This window comes from Vreelandella halophila, from assembly GCF_019903425.1.
GTDB lineage: Bacteria > Pseudomonadota > Gammaproteobacteria > Pseudomonadales > Oleiphilaceae > Halospina > Halospina halophila.
In genome coordinates this window covers 1,427,855-1,444,696 of record NZ_JACHUZ010000013.1, presented here as the reverse complement: position 1 = coordinate 1,444,696, position 16,842 = coordinate 1,427,855, and the positions used below count along the sequence as shown (strand labels likewise).

Here is a 16,842-nt window from a genome sequence, read left to right as displayed (position 1 = left end):
AAACCGCAACCCCGGGGCAGGCAGTCTGTGATGCTAGAGCAGGACCACATCGTACTGCTCCTGGCTGTAGACCAGCTCAACCTGGAACTTGATGGTCTTGCCGATGAACGTCTCGAGATCGGCGACGTTATCCGAATCCTCGTCGAGCAGCCGGTCGATCACGCTCTGTGAGGCCATCACCAACAGCCCCTCCACATCGTAGGCACGGTTGACCCGCATGATCTCCCGGAAGATCTCGTAGCAGACCGTTTCCGGTGTCTTGAGAAAGCCCCGCCCGTTGCACACCGGGCAGGGCTCGCACAACAGCTGCCCCAGGCTTTCGGTGGTACGCTTGCGGGTCATCTCCACCAGACCCAGCTCGGAAACCCCGGTGATCTTGGTCCGGGCATGATCCCGCTCCAGCATCTTCTCGAGCATGCGCAGCACCTGGCGCTGGTGCTCCGGGTCGGCCATGTCGATGAAATCGATGATGATGATTCCGCCCAGATTACGCAGTCGCAGCTGGCGGCTGATGGCGCGGGCCGCCTCCAGGTTGGTCTTGAAGATGGTCTCTTCGAGATTGCGGTGACCGACAAAGGCGCCGGTATTCACATCGATGGTGGTCATGGCCTCAGTCTGGTCAATCAGCGCATGACCACCGGATTTGAGCTGCACATGGCGGCTCAGCGCCTTCTGGATCTCATCCTCGACACTGTAAAGATCGAACAGAGGGCGCTCACCGGGGTAGAACTCAATCATCTCACGCAGCTGCTCGACAAAGCGGTCCGCGAACACCAGCAGTTTCTCGCAGCTCTCTCGCGAGTCGATACGGATCTTCTCCGTCTGGGCCCGCACCAGATCCCGCACCGTACGGATGAACAGCGGCAGATCCTCGTAGATCACGCCGGGTGCCTGAACATCCCGCGCCCCCTCCATGATCGAAGTGGACAGGCGGTTGAGGTAGTCCATGTCCCGCCGGATATCGTCCTCACCCACGCTTTCGGCGGCGGTACGCACAATGTAGCCCCCGGCATCCAGCTCATAGTCCCGCGCCACGGACTGGATCATCTCACGCAGGCGTTTGCGCTCGCTTTCATCCTCGATCCGCTGTGAAATGCCGATGTGGGACATGGCCGGCATGTAGACCAGGTAGCGCGAGGGAATTGAAAGATGGGTGGTCAGGCGCGCGCCCTTGGTGCCAATCGGGTCCTTGGTCACCTGCACGATGATGGACTGGCCCTCTCGCAGCAGTGAACGGATATCCGGAACCGTGCGAGGCGTGCTGCTGTCGCCATCACCACCCAGTTCAGCCACATCCGAGGCATGGATGAAGGCGGCCCGCTCCAGGCCGATGTCCACAAAGGCCGCCTCCATACCCGGCAGCACCCGTACCACCCGGCCCTTGTAGATATTGCCCACAATGCCCTTGTTGCGGGTCCGCTCCACATAGGCTTCCTGGAGCATCCCGTTTTCCACCAAGGCCACCCGGGTCTCGACTGGGGTCACGTTGATCAGGATCTCTTCACTCATCAGGCGTCACCCACCACCGATGCACGGGTTGATCCACCTGATGAAGCAGATCCGTAACCGCCTCAAGCGGCAGCCCGACCACGGCGGTATAGCTCCCGGACAGTTCCGATACCAGCGCTGCCCCGCGCCCCTGGACCGCAAAGGCCCCGGCCTTGTCCAGTGGCTCGCCGGTGGCCACATAGTTGTCAATCTCGGCGCTGGAGAGCGGGCGCAGTCGTACCCTGGAGGCAACCACCCGCTCGCGGACGGCATGGGGCCCGGTCAGGGCCACGCCACTCATCACCTGGTGCTCGCGCCCGGACAGCCGTGCCAGCATGGTCCGGGCTTCCTTCGCATTGTCAGGCTTGCCCATTACACGGCCGTCCACGACGACGGTGGTATCCGCGCCCAGAAAAAGGCGCCCGGCATCATGCCAGCCCGCCTGACAGGTCAGCGCCTTCTGCCTGGCCATCCGCAGCACATAGAGATCCGGCGCCTCATGTTCGCCGGGCGTTTCATCAACGGTGACAGGGGCGATCTCGTACCGGACCCCGATCTGATCCAGCAACTCACGCCGGCGCGGTGAAGCGGAGGCCAGTACCAGTGGCTGGAAGGCTGGGCTGAGCATTCGGATTACTCCAGCTTACGATTGACGAAATCCCAGAAGCCCCGGAAGACCGGCCATATGAGGCCGCTGGTGACTGCGGGGAGCAGATAGTCAAAACCGCCGCCCGCCTCCCCCAGCAACTGGTGAAGGAAGTGCACTACCATGTGTGCCAACCCGATCATGAGAAAGACCACGAGCGACTGCTGCGCCAGGGGAAACAGCTTCAGCCGCTGGTGGGCGGCCAACACCATGAAGGCGATCAGGGCCATGGCCAGGGCATTCATCCCCAGAATATCCGCCCGCAGCACATCCACCAGCAACCCCAGGCACCAGGCCAGCACAATGCCAAAGGTCTGGGGGGCCCGCAGGACCCAATAGATCACAACCAGCCCGATCCATTCCGGGCGCCAGTGCCCAAGCTCCTGCGGAAACAGGGAGATGGTACCGACCAGGGCAACAACGGCACTCAGGATGGCAATCGGATAACTGACCGAACGCAGTACCATGTCAGTCCTCCTCCCCGGTCGCCTGCGGCTCCGTATCCGCGCCGGTTACCGACCCGCCACTGAACACCACCAGCACCTCGCTGCTGCTGTTGAGTTTGGCCATTGGGCGGGCCTCGACCTGGGCAAAGGGCTCACCCGGGTCGTGTTTGATGCTGTTGATCCGCGCCACCGGATACCCCTCGGGGAAACGCCCGCCAAGCCCGGAACTGACCAGCAGATCCCCGACCTCCACATCGGCGGTATCCGGCACATGGGCAAGCTCCATGCGGTCATGCTCGCCCGTCCCGAACATGATCGCACGCAGCCCATTACGGTTCACTTTTACGGGAACCGCATGACTGTTGTCGGAGATCAGGATGGCGCGGGAAGCATGGGCACTGGTATGCACGATCTGGCCCATGAGGCCCCGGGCATCCAGCACCGCCTGCCCCTGGGTCAGACCATCGGATTCGCCCTTGTTCAGGATGATCTCATGAGTCAGGGGGTCCGGCGTCACGCCGATCACATCGGCGACGAGCACCCGATCATCAAGCTGCTCGGAGGCGTTCAGAAGTTCCCGTAGACGGGCATTCTCCGCAGCAAGGGCGGTATAACGCTGGGCGCGACGCTCCAGCACCAGCAGGCGGGACTCAAGGGCCTCGTTTTCCTGCAACAGATCAGAGCGGCTGGTGGTCAGCTCCCCCATCCACCCAAGGAAACGGTCGGGCGCATGCCCCAGCCAGTAGACCGGCGTCAGGCCGGTCATGAGCCAGCTGCGCACACGGTCGCCATAGGGCAGGTACAGATCCGCGCCGACCAGCACCCCAGACAGGAGCACCACCAGCAGCAACCTGGGACCAATAAGTGGGCCTTGGGTAAAAAGCGTGTTGATGGACCGTCCCCCGTTCAGAACGACAGCCGCCGCTGGCGCCGGGACGGCAGCGGCGGGTCTTCTTGCGATTCAACCGGAACCGGTGGCGACTCTGTCAGCCGTCCTGGGAAAACATGGTCGCGCCGCTCTTGTCGATACGCTCAAGTGCCTTGCCGCCACCCCGTGCCACACAGGTCAGTGGATCTTCCGCCACTACTACAGGCAGGCCGGTCTCCTCGCTGAGGAGGCTGTCCAGGCCACGCAGCAACGCACCGCCACCGGTCAGAACAATGCCCCGCTCCGCAATATCCGATGCCAGCTCGGGGGGCGACTGCTCGAGGGCGCTCTTGACGGTCTGGACGATCTGCGCCAGCGACTCCTGCAGCGCCTCCAGAATCTCATTGCTGTTGAGGGTGAACTGGCGCGGAACCCCTTCGGCAAGGTTGCGCCCGCGCACATCGATCTCGCGCACCTCGAGACCCTCGTAGGCACAACCGATCTCGTGCTTGATGCGCTCCGCCGTCGAGTCACCGATCAGGCTTCCGTAGTTGCGGCGAACATAGGTGACGATGGCTTCGTCGAACTTGTCACCGCCAACACGCACCGATTCCGCATAGACGATGCCGTTGAGTGAGATGATCGCGATCTCGGTGGTACCACCACCGATGTCCACAATCATGGAACCACTGGCTTCCTCCACCGGGAGCCCCGCGCCAATCGCGGCCGCCATGGGTTCCTCGATCAGGAACACTTCCCGGGCGCCGGCACCCAGCGCGGATTCGCGGATCGCCTTGCGCTCAACCTGGGTACTCTTACTCGGCACACAGACCAGAACCCGTGGGCTCGGAGTGATGAAGCTGTTCTCGTGCACTTTGTGGATGAAGTGCTGGAGCATCTTCTCGGTGACCACGAAATCCGCGATCACCCCGTCCTTCAGCGGGCGAATGGCCGTGATATTGCCGGGTGTACGGCCCAGCATACGCTTGGCCTCGCTGCCCACGGCCGCCACTTTCTTCTGACCGTTGGAGGTGCTGACGGCAACCACGGATGGCTCATCCAGGATGATCCCGCGTCCACGGACAAAGATGAGCGTATTGGCGGTGCCCAGATCGATGGACAGATCGCTGGAGAACGCGCCTCGGAGTTTCTTGATGAGCATCAGTGCTGTTTCAACCTGGCTTTACGGATTCGATGGCCGGCCTCGCCCTCCCCGTTTCCGCGGCGAAACCTCTTGGATGCCGGAACTTTAGCAGTGGCGGGGGTTTCAGGCAAGACAAGCCATGCCGCGACCGCTATCCCACTGCCCGGTACGGGAATGCAGGGGGTTCGGAACACCGCCGTATCTGCTATCATCGCGCCCTCCGAAGGGAAGGAAACAGCATGAGCATTTCCAGAGACAAGATCGAACAGGTGGCTTGGCTGGCGCGCATCCAGCTTGAGGATTCCGAGAAGGAAGCCCTCGAAGGCAAGCTGAGCGACATCCTCGGCATGGTCGACCAGCTCCAGGCTGCGGACACCGACGGCATCACCCCCATGGCCCACCCGCTGGACGCCACCCAGCGGCTGCGCCCGGATGAAGTGACCGAAACCAACAAGCGCGAGCGGTTCCAGGCCGTGGCCCCCGAAACGCAGGACGGGCTCTACCTGGTACCGCGGGTAGTGGAGTAAGCGCCGCCATGCACACCAGCACCCTTTCCGAACTGGCACAGGCACTCGAGGCGGGCGAAACCACCAGCGAAGCCCTGACACGCGAAACCCTTGAGCGCATCCAGGCCCACGACGGACGCTACAACAGCTTCATCACCGTCGCCGAAGAACGCGCCCTGGAACAGGCCCGCGCCGCCGACCAGGCCCGTGCCGACGGCCGGGCAGGCCCGCTGACCGGCATTCCCTTCGCGCACAAGGACATCTTCTGCACCGAGGACCTGCGAACCACCTGCGGCTCGCGCATGCTCGAGAACTTCGCGCCGCCCTATAACGCAACGGTGGCCCAGAAGCTCGACGACGCCGGCGCGGTCTGCGTGGGCAAGGCCAATATGGACGAGTTCGCCATGGGCTCGTCCAACGAGACCAGCTACTTCGGCCCTGTGACCAACCCCTGGGGCGACGGCCTGGTACCCGGCGGCTCCTCCGGCGGCTCCGCTGCGGCGGTGGCCGCGCGCCTGGTACCCGCCGCCACCGCCACGGACACCGGCGGCTCCATCCGACAGCCCGCAGCGCTGTGCGGCCTCACGGGCCTCAAGCCCACCTACGGCCGCATCTCACGCTACGGCATTATCGCCTTCGCCTCCAGCCTGGACCAGGCCGGCACCCTTACCCGGGATGCCCGGGACGCCGCCCTGATGCTCAACACCATGGCCGGTTTCGACCCCAGGGACTCCACCAGCCTGGACCGCGAGGTGCCCGACTACAGCGCCAGCCTTGAGAACGACCTCAGCGGCCTGCGCATCGGCCTGCCAAAAGAGTACTTTTCGGACGACCTGTCACCGGAAATGGCCGAACAGGTCCGCAACGCCGTGCGCGAATACGAGAAGCTCGGGGCCACGGTGAAAGAGATCAGCCTGCCCCACTCGCACCTGGCTGTTGCCGCCTACTACGTCATAGCGCCCGCCGAAGCCTCCGCCAACCTGTCGCGCTTCGACGGCGTGCGCTACGGCCACCGCTGCGAGAACCCGCAGGACCTCAACGACCTCTATCTGCGCTCGCGCTCCGAAGGCTTCGGCGAAGAAGTCAAACGCCGCATCCTGGTCGGCACCTACGCCCTCTCGGCCGGCTTCTTCGACGCCTACTACCTCAAGGCCCAGAAAGTCCGCCGTCTGATCCAGCAGGACTTCACCGACGCCTTCAGCGAGGTCGACCTGATCATGGGCCCCACATCGCCCTCACCGGCCTTCGCCCAGGGCGACAAGACCGATGACCCGATCACCATGTACCTGGAGGACATCTTCACCATCGCCTCCAACCTGGCGGGTCTGCCGGCCATGTCCATCCCGGGCGGAATGGTGAACAACCTCCCGGTGGGGTTGCAGATCATCGGCAACTATTTCGACGAAGCCCGCATGCTGAACGCCGCCCACCGCTTCCAGAAGGTGACGGACTGGCATGAAAAAGTGGCGCCGAACAGCGTCTGATGTGTTGATCTGACTTGAGAGACCACTCGCGCTGGCAAATGTAGACCGGGCGAACAGGTTAATGACAGCTGGACCGCTGAGGGCGTGGGTGCGGGGTGGTTTTACAGGAAGCTCGGTCGCCATGGATGGCGACCGCGCAGCGTCCAGGGATGGATTCATAGCGATTCCTGTAAAACCACCCAGTGCCCGCGCCTGCATCAAGGCCAGCATGCAAGAGACATAAGCGGGAGCACAGCAGCAATGCAATGGGAAACCGTGATCGGGCTGGAAGTCCACGTACAGCTCGCCACCCAGTCCAAGATCTTCTCCGGCGCCAGCACCGCCTTTGGCGCCGAACCCAACGCCCAGGCCAGCGCCATCGACCTGGCCATGCCCGGCATGCTCCCCGTGCTCAACGAAGGCGCCGTGCGCATGGCCGTCCAGTTCGGCCTGGCCGTCAACGCCAACATCGCACACCGCTCCGTCTTCGACCGCAAGAACTACTTCTACGCCGACCTGCCCAAGGGCTACCAGATCAGCCAGATGTACCACCCCATCGTCGGTAAGGGCGAGGTCAGCGTGAACCTGTCCGATGGGAGTGAGCGCACCATCGGCATCGAGCATGCCCACCTCGAGGAAGACGCCGGCAAGTCCCTGCACGAAGACTTCCAGGGCCAGTCCGGCATCGACCTCAACCGCGCCGGCACACCGCTGCTTGAAATCGTCTCCGAGCCCGACATGCGCAGCGCCGAGGAAGCCGCCGCCTACCTGCGGAAAATCCACGCCATCGTCACCTACCTCGGCATCTCCGACGGCGACATGTCCCAGGGATCCATGCGCTGCGACTGCAACGTCTCCGTGCGCCCCAAGGGCCAGACCGCGTTCGGCACCCGCAGCGAGATCAAGAACGTCAATTCCTTCCGCTTCGTGGAAAAAGCCATCAACAGCGAAGTGGAACGCCAGATCGAGCTGATCGAGGACGGCGGCCAGGTGGAGCAGGAAACCCGCCTGTACGACGCGGACCGGGACGAGACCCGCTCCATGCGCACCAAGGAATTCGCCAACGACTACCGCTACTTCCCGGATCCTGACCTGCTGCCGGTCGAGATCGACGACGACTACATCGATACCATCCGCGACGGCCTGCCGGAACTGCCGGACGCCAAGCAGGCCCGCTTCGTCACCGAGTATGGCCTGAACGCGGACGAAGCCGGGCCCCTGGTCCAGAGCCAGGCACTGGCCGACTACTTCGAGCAGGTCGCCGGCGGCAGCGGTGATGCGCGCCAGGCCGCCAACTGGATCATGGGCGAGCTGGCCCGGTTGATGAACCAGAACGAGGTCGCAATCCAGGACTGCCCGGTCAGCGCCGACAGCCTCGCCACCCTGATCCTGCGCGTCCAGGACGGCACCATCTCCGGCAAACTCGCCAAGCAGGTCTTCGAGGCCCTATGGAATGGCGACGGCAGCCCGGATGAGATCATCGAGAAACAGGGCCTCAAGCAGGTCTCGGACAGCGGCGAGATCGAGGCACTGGTCGACCAGGTACTGGCAGACAACCAAGCCATGGTGGACGACTACCTGGGCGAGGAAGTGGCCAAGAAGCAGAAGAAGAAGTTCAACGCCCTGGTCGGCCAGGTCATGAAAGCCTCTCAGGGTAAGGCCAACCCGGCCCAGGTGAACGAGATCCTGCAGAAACGGCTAGACACTAAAGGATAGGAGGCTACATTCCGTAACAGGGCGAGGGAGATCAATGCCCTGGCCCGGATTTGTATAATCCGCGCACAAGCGCTACGCTTTGAGTCAAATCGCGTCAATCGGGGTTGACTCATGTCAGCACTGTCCACATCCGCGAGCCTCACAGGCCGCCCCAACCTGCGCCACTACCACCGTATTCCGGTGAATCTGGAAGCGTTCCTTGAGCGTGGCGGCGAAACCCTGCCCAACTGCACCGTCAACGATCTGTCCCGTGCCGGCCTCCAGATCGAGTGTGCCCCTGACACCCTTGAGCAGCTGGTACCCAATGGTGAGCCTGTGGCACCCCACATGGCCATTCCGGTCCAGGTCGTTTTTACCATTCCCCTGGGCAAATCCGACAGCACCTGCATCCGCGCCCGTTGTGACGTAGTGGCGGTCCGCCGCATTGCCCGCGACTGCTTCCACGTGGGCATGTCCTTCGCGGAATTCGAGGAGGACGCCCTCCCGATGCTCGACCATTACATCAATGAGCAACTTTCGGCCGGCGCCTGAACAGACCCTTCTTACTCGCCCTCACGCTCTGGTATAATTCCGCGTTCAGTTGAAGCCGTTTGTTATAAGAAGCGGTTCCATTCCGAGTCAACAGCGGTACAGAGCGCGATGACCCAATACAACCTCACGCACCTCAAACAGCTGGAAGCGGAAAGCATCCACATCATGCGGGAAGTGGCAGCCGAGTTCGACAACCCGGTCATGCTCTATTCCATCGGCAAGGACTCCTCCGTGATGCTCCACCTGGCCCGCAAGGCCTTCTGGCCCGGCCGGATTCCCTTCCCGATGCTGCACGTGGATACCACCTGGAAGTTCAAGGAAATGATCGAGTTCCGGGACCGGATGGCCGAGAAGTACGATCTGGACATGATCGTCCATATCAACGAGGAAGGCGTGAAGCAGGGCATCGGCCCCTTCAGTCACGGCAGTGCCAAGCACACCGACGTGATGAAGACCCAGTCGCTCAAGCAGGCGATGGAAAAGTACAAGTTCGATGCCGCCTTTGGCGGGGCCCGCCGTGACGAGGAGAAATCCCGCGCCAAGGAGCGCGTCTACTCCTTCCGGGACGAGAACCATCGCTGGGACCCGAAGAACCAGCGCCCGGAGCTCTGGAACATCTACAACGGCCAGATCAACAAGGGCGAAAGCATCCGCGTCTTCCCGCTGTCCAACTGGACCGAACTGGACGTCTGGCAGTACATCCATCTCGAGAACATCGAGATCGTGCCGCTGTACTTCTCCAAGCCAAGGCCCGTGGTGGAACGCGACGGCACCCTGATCATGGTCGATGACGATCGCATGCCGCTGGAGCCGGGCGAAGAGCCCGAGATGAAGTCCGTGCGCTTCCGCACCCTGGGCTGCTACCCGCTGACCGGCGCCATCGAGTCCGAGGCGGACACGCTGCCCGAGATCATCCAGGAGATGCTGCTGACACGCAGTTCCGAGCGCCAGGGCCGGGTCATTGACCACGACAGCGCCGGCTCCATGGAGAAGAAGAAACAGGAAGGCTACTTCTAAGCGCGCCCAACCCGGTTTTTCGGAGACAAGATCCAATGTCACATCAGTCAGACCTGATCGGCACCGACATCAACGCCTATCTCAAGCAGCACGAGCAGAAGGAACTTCTGCGGCTGCTGACCTGCGGCAGCGTGGACGACGGCAAGAGCACCCTCATCGGTCGCCTGCTGCACGACACCAGCATGATCTACGAAGACCAGCTGGCCGCGCTGGAGTCGGACAGCTCCAAGGTGGGCTCCACCGGCGAGAAGCTGGACCTGTCGCTGCTTGTGGACGGCCTGCAGGCCGAGCGCGAACAGGGCATCACCATCGACGTGGCCTACCGCTATTTCTCGACCGCAAAGCGCAAGTTCATCATGGCCGACACCCCCGGCCATGAGCAGTACACGCGCAACATGGCCACCGGTGCCTCCAACGCGCAGCTCGCGGTCATCCTGATTGACGCCCGCCACGGTGTGCTGACCCAGACCAAGCGCCACTCCTTCCTGGCCTCGCTGCTGGGCATCAAGCACGTGGTCGTGGCTATCAACAAGATGGACCTGGTCGATTACAGCGAGCAGCGCTTCAACGAGATCAGGGAGGAGTACCAGCACTTCTGCGGCAACCTCGGCCTGGAGGATGTGCGCTTTGTGCCCATCTCCGCGCTCGATGGCGACAACGTCGTCTACCCCAGTGAGAACATGCCCTGGTTCGACGGCGAGCCCATGATGCAGGTGCTGGAGACCGTACCGATCTCCCACGACAAGGATTTCGAGCACTTCCGGTTCCCGGTCCAGTACGTGAACCGCCCCAACCTCGACTTCCGGGGCTTCTGCGGCACCATTGCCAGTGGCGTTGTGAAGCCGGACGACGAAGTGGTTGCCCTGCCCTCGGGCCGCTCCACCCGCGTGGACCGGATCGTTACCTTTGAAGGGGACCAGGAGTCAGCCCATATCGACCAGGCGGTCACCCTGACCCTGAAGGACGAGATCGACGTCAGCCGCGGCGACATGCTGGTGCACGCCGGCAACATGCCCGAGGTGGCCACGGCCTTCAACGCCAACGTGGTCTGGATGATCGATGAGCCACTGGCCCCGGGCCGTCAGTACGACATCAAGCAGGGGCCGCGTTACACCTCCGGCGCCATGCGCCGGGTGCACTACAAGACGGACGTGAACACCCTGGAACAGCAGGAAGGCAGCGAACTGGGCCTGAACGAGATCGGCCTGTGCGAGTTCGCGGTCAGCCACCCGCTGGCGTTCGACCCCTACCCGAACTGCGGCTCCACGGGCGCGTTCATCATCATTGACCGGCTGACCAACATCACCATCGGCGCCGGCATGATCAAGAGCACCGCCAGCGACGCCGAAGGCCTGATGAACCCGGTCACCATCGAGGAGTGGCAGCGCCGGCTGGACCAGAAGCCGCTGGTCATCGACTGCGGCGGCGAGGCGGCGGACAAGCTGGCTACGGCACTGCAGCGCAGCCTCTTCGACGTGGGCAAGACCGGCATCGTGCTGGACAACACCAACACGGATTCCGAGGAGGACCGCGGCAACATGGCCGAAGTCCTGCGCAGCCAGGGCCTGATCGTGCTCACGGCTGGCATCAGCGGCACACCGGCGGACTACAGCGTCAGTGCCGACGATGACGCCGGCATCAGCAAGGCCGTGCAGGAGCTGCTTCAGACACTGCGCCGGGAACAGCGGCTGCAGGGCTGACCCATGGCCATTCGGCAGCTCCGGCTCATGCGGGCGACCCTGCCCGGCGGCGGCCAACCGGCGCGCACCAACGCCGGCGAGGCCATGGCCGAGCCGGGTGGTGACTACGAAGCCCTGCACCGCCAGCTCAAGAAGCTGTTCAACAGCCGCCCAGGCAAGGCCTACGGCCGCTTCTCGGACGACGTCGGCAGCCACCCCATACGCGGCTGGCTCGGCAACTACCTGGACGGCCAACAGGGCTTTGAGGCCTTCACCGACCAGCTCCTGGACCAGTGGCAGGACGAGATCACGCGCGCGGACACGGACCCTGAGCGCCCGCTGCTCATCGTCCATGAGTCCCTGGCCGACGGCGAGGTACTGTACCTCTTCGCCCTGGAGATGGACCCGGTCTTTACCCTGGATGCCAACCTGGAGCTCGCTCCCACCGAAACCATCAGCCGCTCCCGCCTGAACCTGGCGGCGCGTGTTGAGCTGGAGGACTGGCGCGGCGAGTCCGGCTCGGAGAACTACCTGACGGTGCTCCAGGGCCGCGGCACGGGCGAGATCGGCAAGTGCTTTGCGCGCTTGGTAGGCTTCCAGCAGGAGGTGGACGTGGAGGCCGAGACCCGGACTTTCCTTGAAGCGGTGGAGTCGTTCGCCCAGCAGCAGACTGAGCCGGAACACGCCCAGAGCGTTCGCCACAAGGCGTTCGAGTTCTGCAATGAGCAGGAGGCGCTGGGCGAGCCGGTGCCCCTGTCGGCGCTTTCCAGCTACATCGACGACAGCCAGCCGGAGCGGTTTGCCGAGCATGTGGCGGAATCCCAGGCAGTGGGACCGGACCAGGTGCTGCACCCGGACCGCCGCAAGGTGCGCAAGCTGGTCCGCATCGCCGGCAAGGGCAACGGCTTGAGCCTTTCGTTCTCTTCCGATCTGGTGAACCAGGCGGTCCACTACGACCGCGACCGCGATGCCCTGATCATCACCCAGGTCCCCCGCAGCCTCAAGGAACAACTCCAGAGTTATCTAGACGACTCCTCTGACTGAGGTGTTGTCTCCAGCTTGGATGGTTTCGGTTTTGGTTCAGGGACTTTCCGGAATTTAAGTTTTGTCTCAGGCATGATGGCCAGTGCCAGGCATTACGCTGGGGGAGCCCTTTCAGGGACCGCTGTGAACCCATCCATGGGCGCTGGCGCGATGACATCCTGTCATCGAGCCTCCCTGAAAGGGCTCCCCCACCGCAATGCTGTTGGGTGAGTCGGTATCGCATCCATTCCCGCCTGAAGCTCATTGCTTTGCCTTTGCAGATCCAGTGAATGCCGAGACACCAATCACTCGCCAAGAGCAGAAATAATCTTCCGGGCAAGGGTAGCTCCCCTGTTAAGCCCTCGCTGGCCGAATTCTTTCACTGCGAGGTACAGCTTTCTGTTGAGGCCCTGAGAGGGCCTGCGAACAGCAACTGTCTATGAGCGTTGGGGCATGGGGGTCTTTTCCGGGAGGCTCGATGGCAGGGATGCCATCGCGCCAGCGCCCATGGATGGGTTCACAGCGGTCCCGGAAAAGACCCCCATGGTCCGACGCCTGCAATCGGCCAACAGGCCTGAGACAACCCAATACGTTTGTGACAGAACCAGACCGCAGGCGTTATAATCGCCGATCTTCCAACCAGACAGAACGCCGCCAACCATGGGAAAGAAACTCTTCATCAAGACCCACGGCTGCCAGATGAACGAATACGACTCATCGCGCATGATCGACCTCCTGCGCGAGAGTCACGAAGTGGAGCTGACCGACACCGCCGACGACGCGGACATCCTGCTGCTCAACACCTGCTCCATCCGTGAGAAAGCCCAGGAAAAGGTCTTCCACCAGCTCGGCCGCTGGAAGAAACTGAAGAAGGACAACCCGGACGCCATCATCGGCGTCGGCGGCTGCGTCGCCAGCCAGGAAGGCCAGGCCATCATCGACCGGGCCCCCTACGTGGACATGGTCTTCGGCCCCCAGACCCTGCACCGCCTGCCCGAGATGATCACCAAGGCCAACAGCGAAGGCAGCGTCGGCGTGGTGGACGTGAGCTTCCCCGAAATCGAGAAGTTCGACCAACTGCCCGGCCCAGGCGTGGACGGCCCCACGGCCTTTGTCTCCATCATGGAAGGCTGCAGCAAGTACTGCTCCTTCTGCGTGGTCCCCTACACCCGGGGTGAAGAGTTGAGCCGCCCGGTCGAGGACGTCCTTGAAGAGGTTCGGGACCTCGCCAGCCAGGGCGTGCGGGAAGTCAATCTACTTGGCCAGAACGTCAATGCCTACGACGGGGAAACCCTCGACGGCGACACCATGGACCTGGCCGAGCTGATCACCTGGGTGGCGGACATCGACGGCATCGACCGCATCCGCTTCACCACCTCCCACCCAGTGGAGTTCTCGGACGCCCTGATTAACGTCTACGAGCAGGTACCGGAGCTGGTGAGCCACCTGCACCTGCCGGTCCAGGCCGGCTCGGACCGCATCCTGGCGCTGATGAAGCGCGGTCACACCGCCTTGGAATATAAATCCAAGATCCGCAAGCTGCGCCGCATCCGCCCCAACCTGAGCCTGTCCTCGGACTTCATTATCGGCTTCCCGGGCGAAACCGAGAAGGACTTCGAGGACACCATGAAGCTGATCAACGATGTCGGCTTTGATGTCTCCTTCAGCTTTGTCTATAGCGCCCGCCCGGGCACCCCGGCGGCGGACCTGCCGGACGACACGCCCGAGGACGTCAAGAAGGAGCGTCTGCGGATTCTCCAGGACCGCATCAACCAGCAGGCCATGGACATCAGCCGCAAGATGGTGGGCAATACCGAGCGCATCCTGGTCACCGGCGTCTCCAAGAAGGACCCTGGCGAGTACCAGGGCCGGACCGAGAACAATCGGGTCGTCAACTTCCGCACCGAGGTGCCCGGCGTGGTCGGCTCCTTCGTGGACGTGGAGATCACCGAGGCATTGCCGAATTCACTGCGCGGCGTCATGATTGATGACAACCGTTACTGAGCCGAGGCCCGATTGAGCGCCGACACCCGAGAATTCCAGCTGGAACCCGCCGATACCGAGCGCCTGGCCGCCCTCTGCGGCCAGTTCGACGAACACCTCAAGCACATTGAAAAGCGCATGGGCGTGCGCATCGGCTACCGGGGGCATCACTTCCGGATCACCGGTGACGGCGAGGCGGCAACCGCCGCCATGGAAGTGCTGAAACACCTGTATCGGGAAACCGAGGCCAGTGACGACATCGACCCGGACACGGTCCACCTGTTCATCCGCGAATCCGGTTTCGAGCGTCTGCCCGAGACCAGTGATTACGACGGCGCCCAGCAGGTGATTGAGACGCCCCGGCTGAAGATCCAGCCCCGGGGCGAGAACCAGCAGCGCTACGTGCACGCCATCCGCACCCATGACATCAACTTCGGCGTGGGCCCGGCCGGCACCGGCAAGACCTGGCTGGCGGTGGCCTGTGCGGTCGAGGCCCTCCAGGCGGAAGAGGTCAAGCGCGTGATGCTCGTGCGCCCGGCCGTGGAAGCCGGTGAAAAGCTGGGCTTCCTGCCCGGGGATCTCTCCCAGAAGGTGGACCCCTACCTCAAGCCGCTCTATGACGCCCTCTACGAGATGCTTGGCTTCGAGCAGGTGAACAAGCTCATCGAGCGTGGCGTGATCGAGATCGCCCCGCTGGCCTTCATGCGCGGGCGCACCCTGAACAACTCCTTCATCATCCTGGACGAAAGCCAGAACACCACCCGGGAACAGATGAAGATGTTCCTCACGCGCATCGGCTTCGGCTCCACCGCCATCATCACTGGCGACATCACCCAGATCGACCTGCCACGCGGCCAGCATTCCGGCCTGGAGCACTGCCTGCGTGTACTGCGGGAGGTCAAGGGCATCGGCATCACCTACTTCGGCGCCGAGGACGTGGTCCGCCATCCGCTGGTCCAGCGCATCGTGGAAGCCTACGACGACTGGGACGACCGCAACGCATGAGCCGTGTCACCCTGGACCTGCAGCTTGCCTCCGAGCACACGGACCTACCCGACCAGGCGGATTTCGAGACCTGGGCGGCACACGGCTGGCAGGGCCACGGCGAAACCGAGGTCACTCTGCGCGTTGTGGACGAGGCGGAAGGGCATGAGCTGAACCAGCAGTACCGGGGAAAGGATTACGCTACCAATGTCCTGTCTTTCCCCTTTGAAGCGCCCCCTGGTGTCTCACTGGGCCTGCTCGGCGATCTGGTCATCTGCGCTGGGGTGGTCGAACAGGAAGCCCGGGAGCAGGGTAAGACGTCCAGGGCCCACTGGGCACATCTGGTTATTCATGGCATGCTTCACCTTCAGGGTTACGATCATCAGGACCCCGATGAGGCGGAAACCATGGAAAATATTGAAGTGCGTCTCCTTGCCGAACTTGGTTTTCCCGACCCCTATCGGTAGCATCCCGCGAACAGGAATCCGGACAGCGACCCCATGAGCGACGACTCATCCAACGGCCAGACGAAGAGCTCCTGGCTGGAGCGATTATCCCAGGCCTTCTCCAGTGACCCCCGTACGCCCGAAGATCTGCTGCGCATACTGCGTGACGCGGAATTCCAGCAGCTGATCGACTCCGATGCCATGAGCATCATTGAGGGCGCCATGCAGGTCACCGACATGCGCGTGGAAGAGATCATGATCCCGCGCTCGCGCATGGTGACCGTCAAGGCTGAGGCGGATCCTTCTTCGTACATCAACGAGATCATCGAATCCGCCCACTCCCGGTTTCCGGCCATCGGCGACACTTCAGACGAGATCGTCGGCATCCTGCTAGCGAAGGATCTGCTGCCACTGGCGCTGCGCAACAACCTCACCCGCGACAGCATCCGCGATATCCTGCGCCCCGCCACCGTGGTGCCGGAGAGCAAGCGCTGCAACCAGCTGCTCAAGGAGTTCAAGGAAAACCGCAACCACATGGCCATTGTGGTCGACGAATACGGGGGAGTGGCAGGGCTGATCACCATTGAGGACGTACTCGAACAGATCGTCGGAGACATTGAGGATGAGCACGATGTTGATGATGACGACCGCATCCGCGAGCGCGAGCACGGGATCTATGCGGTCAAGGCCCAGACGCCCATCGATGAGTTCAACGAATTCTTTGGTACGGACCTGGACCAGGAGGCCTTCGACACCATCGGCGGCCTGATGCTCAAGGAGTTCGGCCGACTCCCAAGACGTGGTGAAACCACTACCGTGGACCGCTTCCGGTTCAAGGTGCTGAACGCCGATAACCGCAAGATCCGCCTGATCCAGGTCAAACCCATCGCATGACGCCGGAC

16 protein-coding genes are annotated in these 16,842 nt (G+C 62.9%); 11 read left to right on the top strand and 5 right to left on the bottom strand.

The annotated features are described in order from the left end of the window. Window positions 1-33: 33 nt before the first annotated feature. The 5 genes from rng to H4I92_RS10930 form a co-directional block, all read right to left on the bottom strand. Window positions 34-1,509 (bottom strand): ribonuclease G, encoded by a 1,476-nt coding sequence (rng, locus tag H4I92_RS10950; protein ID WP_077530629.1) that lies wholly within the window; start codon window positions 1,507-1,509, stop codon window positions 34-36. Continuing rightward, the gene (locus H4I92_RS10945; protein ID WP_077530628.1) at window positions 1,502-2,116 is read right to left on the bottom strand and encodes a Maf family protein; all 615 of its coding nucleotides are present in this window, start codon (window positions 2,114-2,116) and stop codon (window positions 1,502-1,504) included. The genes rng and H4I92_RS10945 overlap by 8 nt, the downstream gene beginning before the upstream one ends. A 5-nt stretch (window positions 2,117-2,121) precedes the next feature. Continuing rightward, on the bottom strand, window positions 2,122-2,601 hold the full coding sequence (gene mreD / locus H4I92_RS10940) for a rod shape-determining protein MreD (RefSeq protein ID WP_077530627.1): 480 nt from the start codon (window positions 2,599-2,601) through the stop codon (window positions 2,122-2,124). 1 nt (window position 2,602) lies between these two features. Continuing rightward, window positions 2,603-3,472 (bottom strand): rod shape-determining protein MreC, encoded by an 870-nt coding sequence (mreC, locus tag H4I92_RS10935; RefSeq protein WP_077530626.1) that lies wholly within the window; start codon window positions 3,470-3,472, stop codon window positions 2,603-2,605. Window positions 3,473-3,566: 94 nt separating this feature from the next. Then, on the bottom strand, window positions 3,567-4,610 hold the full coding sequence (locus H4I92_RS10930) for a rod shape-determining protein (RefSeq protein WP_077530625.1): 1,044 nt from the start codon (window positions 4,608-4,610) through the stop codon (window positions 3,567-3,569). A gap of 221 nt (window positions 4,611-4,831) precedes the next feature. On the opposite strand from H4I92_RS10930, the gene gatC reads away from it, so the two are divergent. The 11 genes from gatC (at window position 4,832) to H4I92_RS10875 (ending at window position 16,834) form a co-directional block, all read left to right on the top strand. Next, the gene (gene gatC, locus H4I92_RS10925) at window positions 4,832-5,119 is read left to right on the top strand and encodes an Asp-tRNA(Asn)/Glu-tRNA(Gln) amidotransferase subunit GatC (protein WP_077530624.1); all 288 of its coding nucleotides are present in this window, start codon (window positions 4,832-4,834) and stop codon (window positions 5,117-5,119) included. 8 nt (window positions 5,120-5,127) lie between these two features. After that, window positions 5,128-6,582 (top strand): Asp-tRNA(Asn)/Glu-tRNA(Gln) amidotransferase subunit GatA, encoded by a 1,455-nt coding sequence (gatA, locus tag H4I92_RS10920; protein WP_077530623.1) that lies wholly within the window; start codon window positions 5,128-5,130, stop codon window positions 6,580-6,582. Between the two features lie 240 nt (window positions 6,583-6,822). After that, on the top strand, window positions 6,823-8,277 hold the full coding sequence (gene gatB / locus H4I92_RS10915) for an Asp-tRNA(Asn)/Glu-tRNA(Gln) amidotransferase subunit GatB (RefSeq protein ID WP_077530622.1): 1,455 nt from the start codon (window positions 6,823-6,825) through the stop codon (window positions 8,275-8,277). Window positions 8,278-8,388: 111 nt separating this feature from the next. Next, complete coding sequence (locus H4I92_RS10910) at window positions 8,389-8,808, top strand: PilZ domain-containing protein (protein WP_077530621.1); 420 nt, start codon at window positions 8,389-8,391, stop codon at window positions 8,806-8,808. A 33-nt stretch (window positions 8,809-8,841) separates the two neighbouring features. Then, window positions 8,842-9,825, top strand: a complete 984-nt coding sequence (gene cysD, locus H4I92_RS10905; protein ID WP_422821988.1) for a sulfate adenylyltransferase subunit CysD — start codon at window positions 8,842-8,844, stop codon at window positions 9,823-9,825. A 35-nt stretch (window positions 9,826-9,860) separates the two neighbouring features. Continuing rightward, entirely contained in the window at window positions 9,861-11,525 is a 1,665-nt protein-coding gene (gene cysN, locus H4I92_RS10900) for a sulfate adenylyltransferase subunit CysN (protein ID WP_077530619.1), read from the top strand. 3 nt (window positions 11,526-11,528) lie between these two features. After that, window positions 11,529-12,548, top strand: a complete 1,020-nt coding sequence (locus H4I92_RS10895) for a nucleoid-associated protein (protein ID WP_077530618.1) — start codon at window positions 11,529-11,531, stop codon at window positions 12,546-12,548. Between the two features lie 639 nt (window positions 12,549-13,187). After that, complete coding sequence (miaB, locus tag H4I92_RS10890; protein WP_077530617.1) at window positions 13,188-14,531, top strand: tRNA (N6-isopentenyl adenosine(37)-C2)-methylthiotransferase MiaB; 1,344 nt, start codon at window positions 13,188-13,190, stop codon at window positions 14,529-14,531. Between the two features lie 12 nt (window positions 14,532-14,543). Further along, a complete protein-coding gene (locus tag H4I92_RS10885; protein WP_077530616.1) occupies window positions 14,544-15,515 on the top strand; it encodes a PhoH family protein in 972 nt (323 codons plus the stop codon). After that, window positions 15,512-15,961 carry an rRNA maturation RNase YbeY gene (gene ybeY / locus H4I92_RS10880; RefSeq protein ID WP_077530615.1) on the top strand — a complete coding sequence of 150 codons (450 nt, stop codon included), beginning with the start codon at window positions 15,512-15,514 and terminating at the stop codon, window positions 15,959-15,961. The genes H4I92_RS10885 and ybeY overlap by 4 nt, the downstream gene beginning before the upstream one ends. Window positions 15,962-15,994: 33 nt before the next feature. Then, a complete protein-coding gene (locus tag H4I92_RS10875; protein ID WP_077530614.1) occupies window positions 15,995-16,834 on the top strand; it encodes an HlyC/CorC family transporter in 840 nt (279 codons plus the stop codon). Window positions 16,835-16,842: the final 8 nt, after the last annotated feature.

Bases quoted from the DNA above. Each gene is read 5' to 3' on its own strand.
- rng (WP_077530629.1), bottom strand. From the start codon at position 1,509: ATGAGTGAAGAGATCCTGATCAACGTGACCCCAGTCGAGACCCGGGTG.
- H4I92_RS10875 (WP_077530614.1), top strand. From the start codon at position 15,995: ATGAGCGACGACTCATCCAACGGCCAGACGAAGAGCTCCTGGCTGGAG.
- miaB (WP_077530617.1), top strand. From the start codon at position 13,188: ATGGGAAAGAAACTCTTCATCAAGACCCACGGCTGCCAGATGAACGAA.
- ybeY (WP_077530615.1), top strand. From the start codon at position 15,512: ATGAGCCGTGTCACCCTGGACCTGCAGCTTGCCTCCGAGCACACGGAC.
- H4I92_RS10895 (WP_077530618.1), top strand. From the start codon at position 11,529: ATGGCCATTCGGCAGCTCCGGCTCATGCGGGCGACCCTGCCCGGCGGC.
- H4I92_RS10910 (WP_077530621.1), top strand. From the start codon at position 8,389: ATGTCAGCACTGTCCACATCCGCGAGCCTCACAGGCCGCCCCAACCTG.
- gatB (WP_077530622.1), top strand. From the start codon at position 6,823: ATGCAATGGGAAACCGTGATCGGGCTGGAAGTCCACGTACAGCTCGCC.
- H4I92_RS10945 (WP_077530628.1), bottom strand. From the start codon at position 2,116: ATGCTCAGCCCAGCCTTCCAGCCACTGGTACTGGCCTCCGCTTCACCG.
- mreD (WP_077530627.1), bottom strand. From the start codon at position 2,601: ATGGTACTGCGTTCGGTCAGTTATCCGATTGCCATCCTGAGTGCCGTT.
- cysN (WP_077530619.1), top strand. From the start codon at position 9,861: ATGTCACATCAGTCAGACCTGATCGGCACCGACATCAACGCCTATCTC.
- gatC (WP_077530624.1), top strand. From the start codon at position 4,832: ATGAGCATTTCCAGAGACAAGATCGAACAGGTGGCTTGGCTGGCGCGC.
- H4I92_RS10930 (WP_077530625.1), bottom strand. From the start codon at position 4,610: ATGCTCATCAAGAAACTCCGAGGCGCGTTCTCCAGCGATCTGTCCATC.
- gatA (WP_077530623.1), top strand. From the start codon at position 5,128: ATGCACACCAGCACCCTTTCCGAACTGGCACAGGCACTCGAGGCGGGC.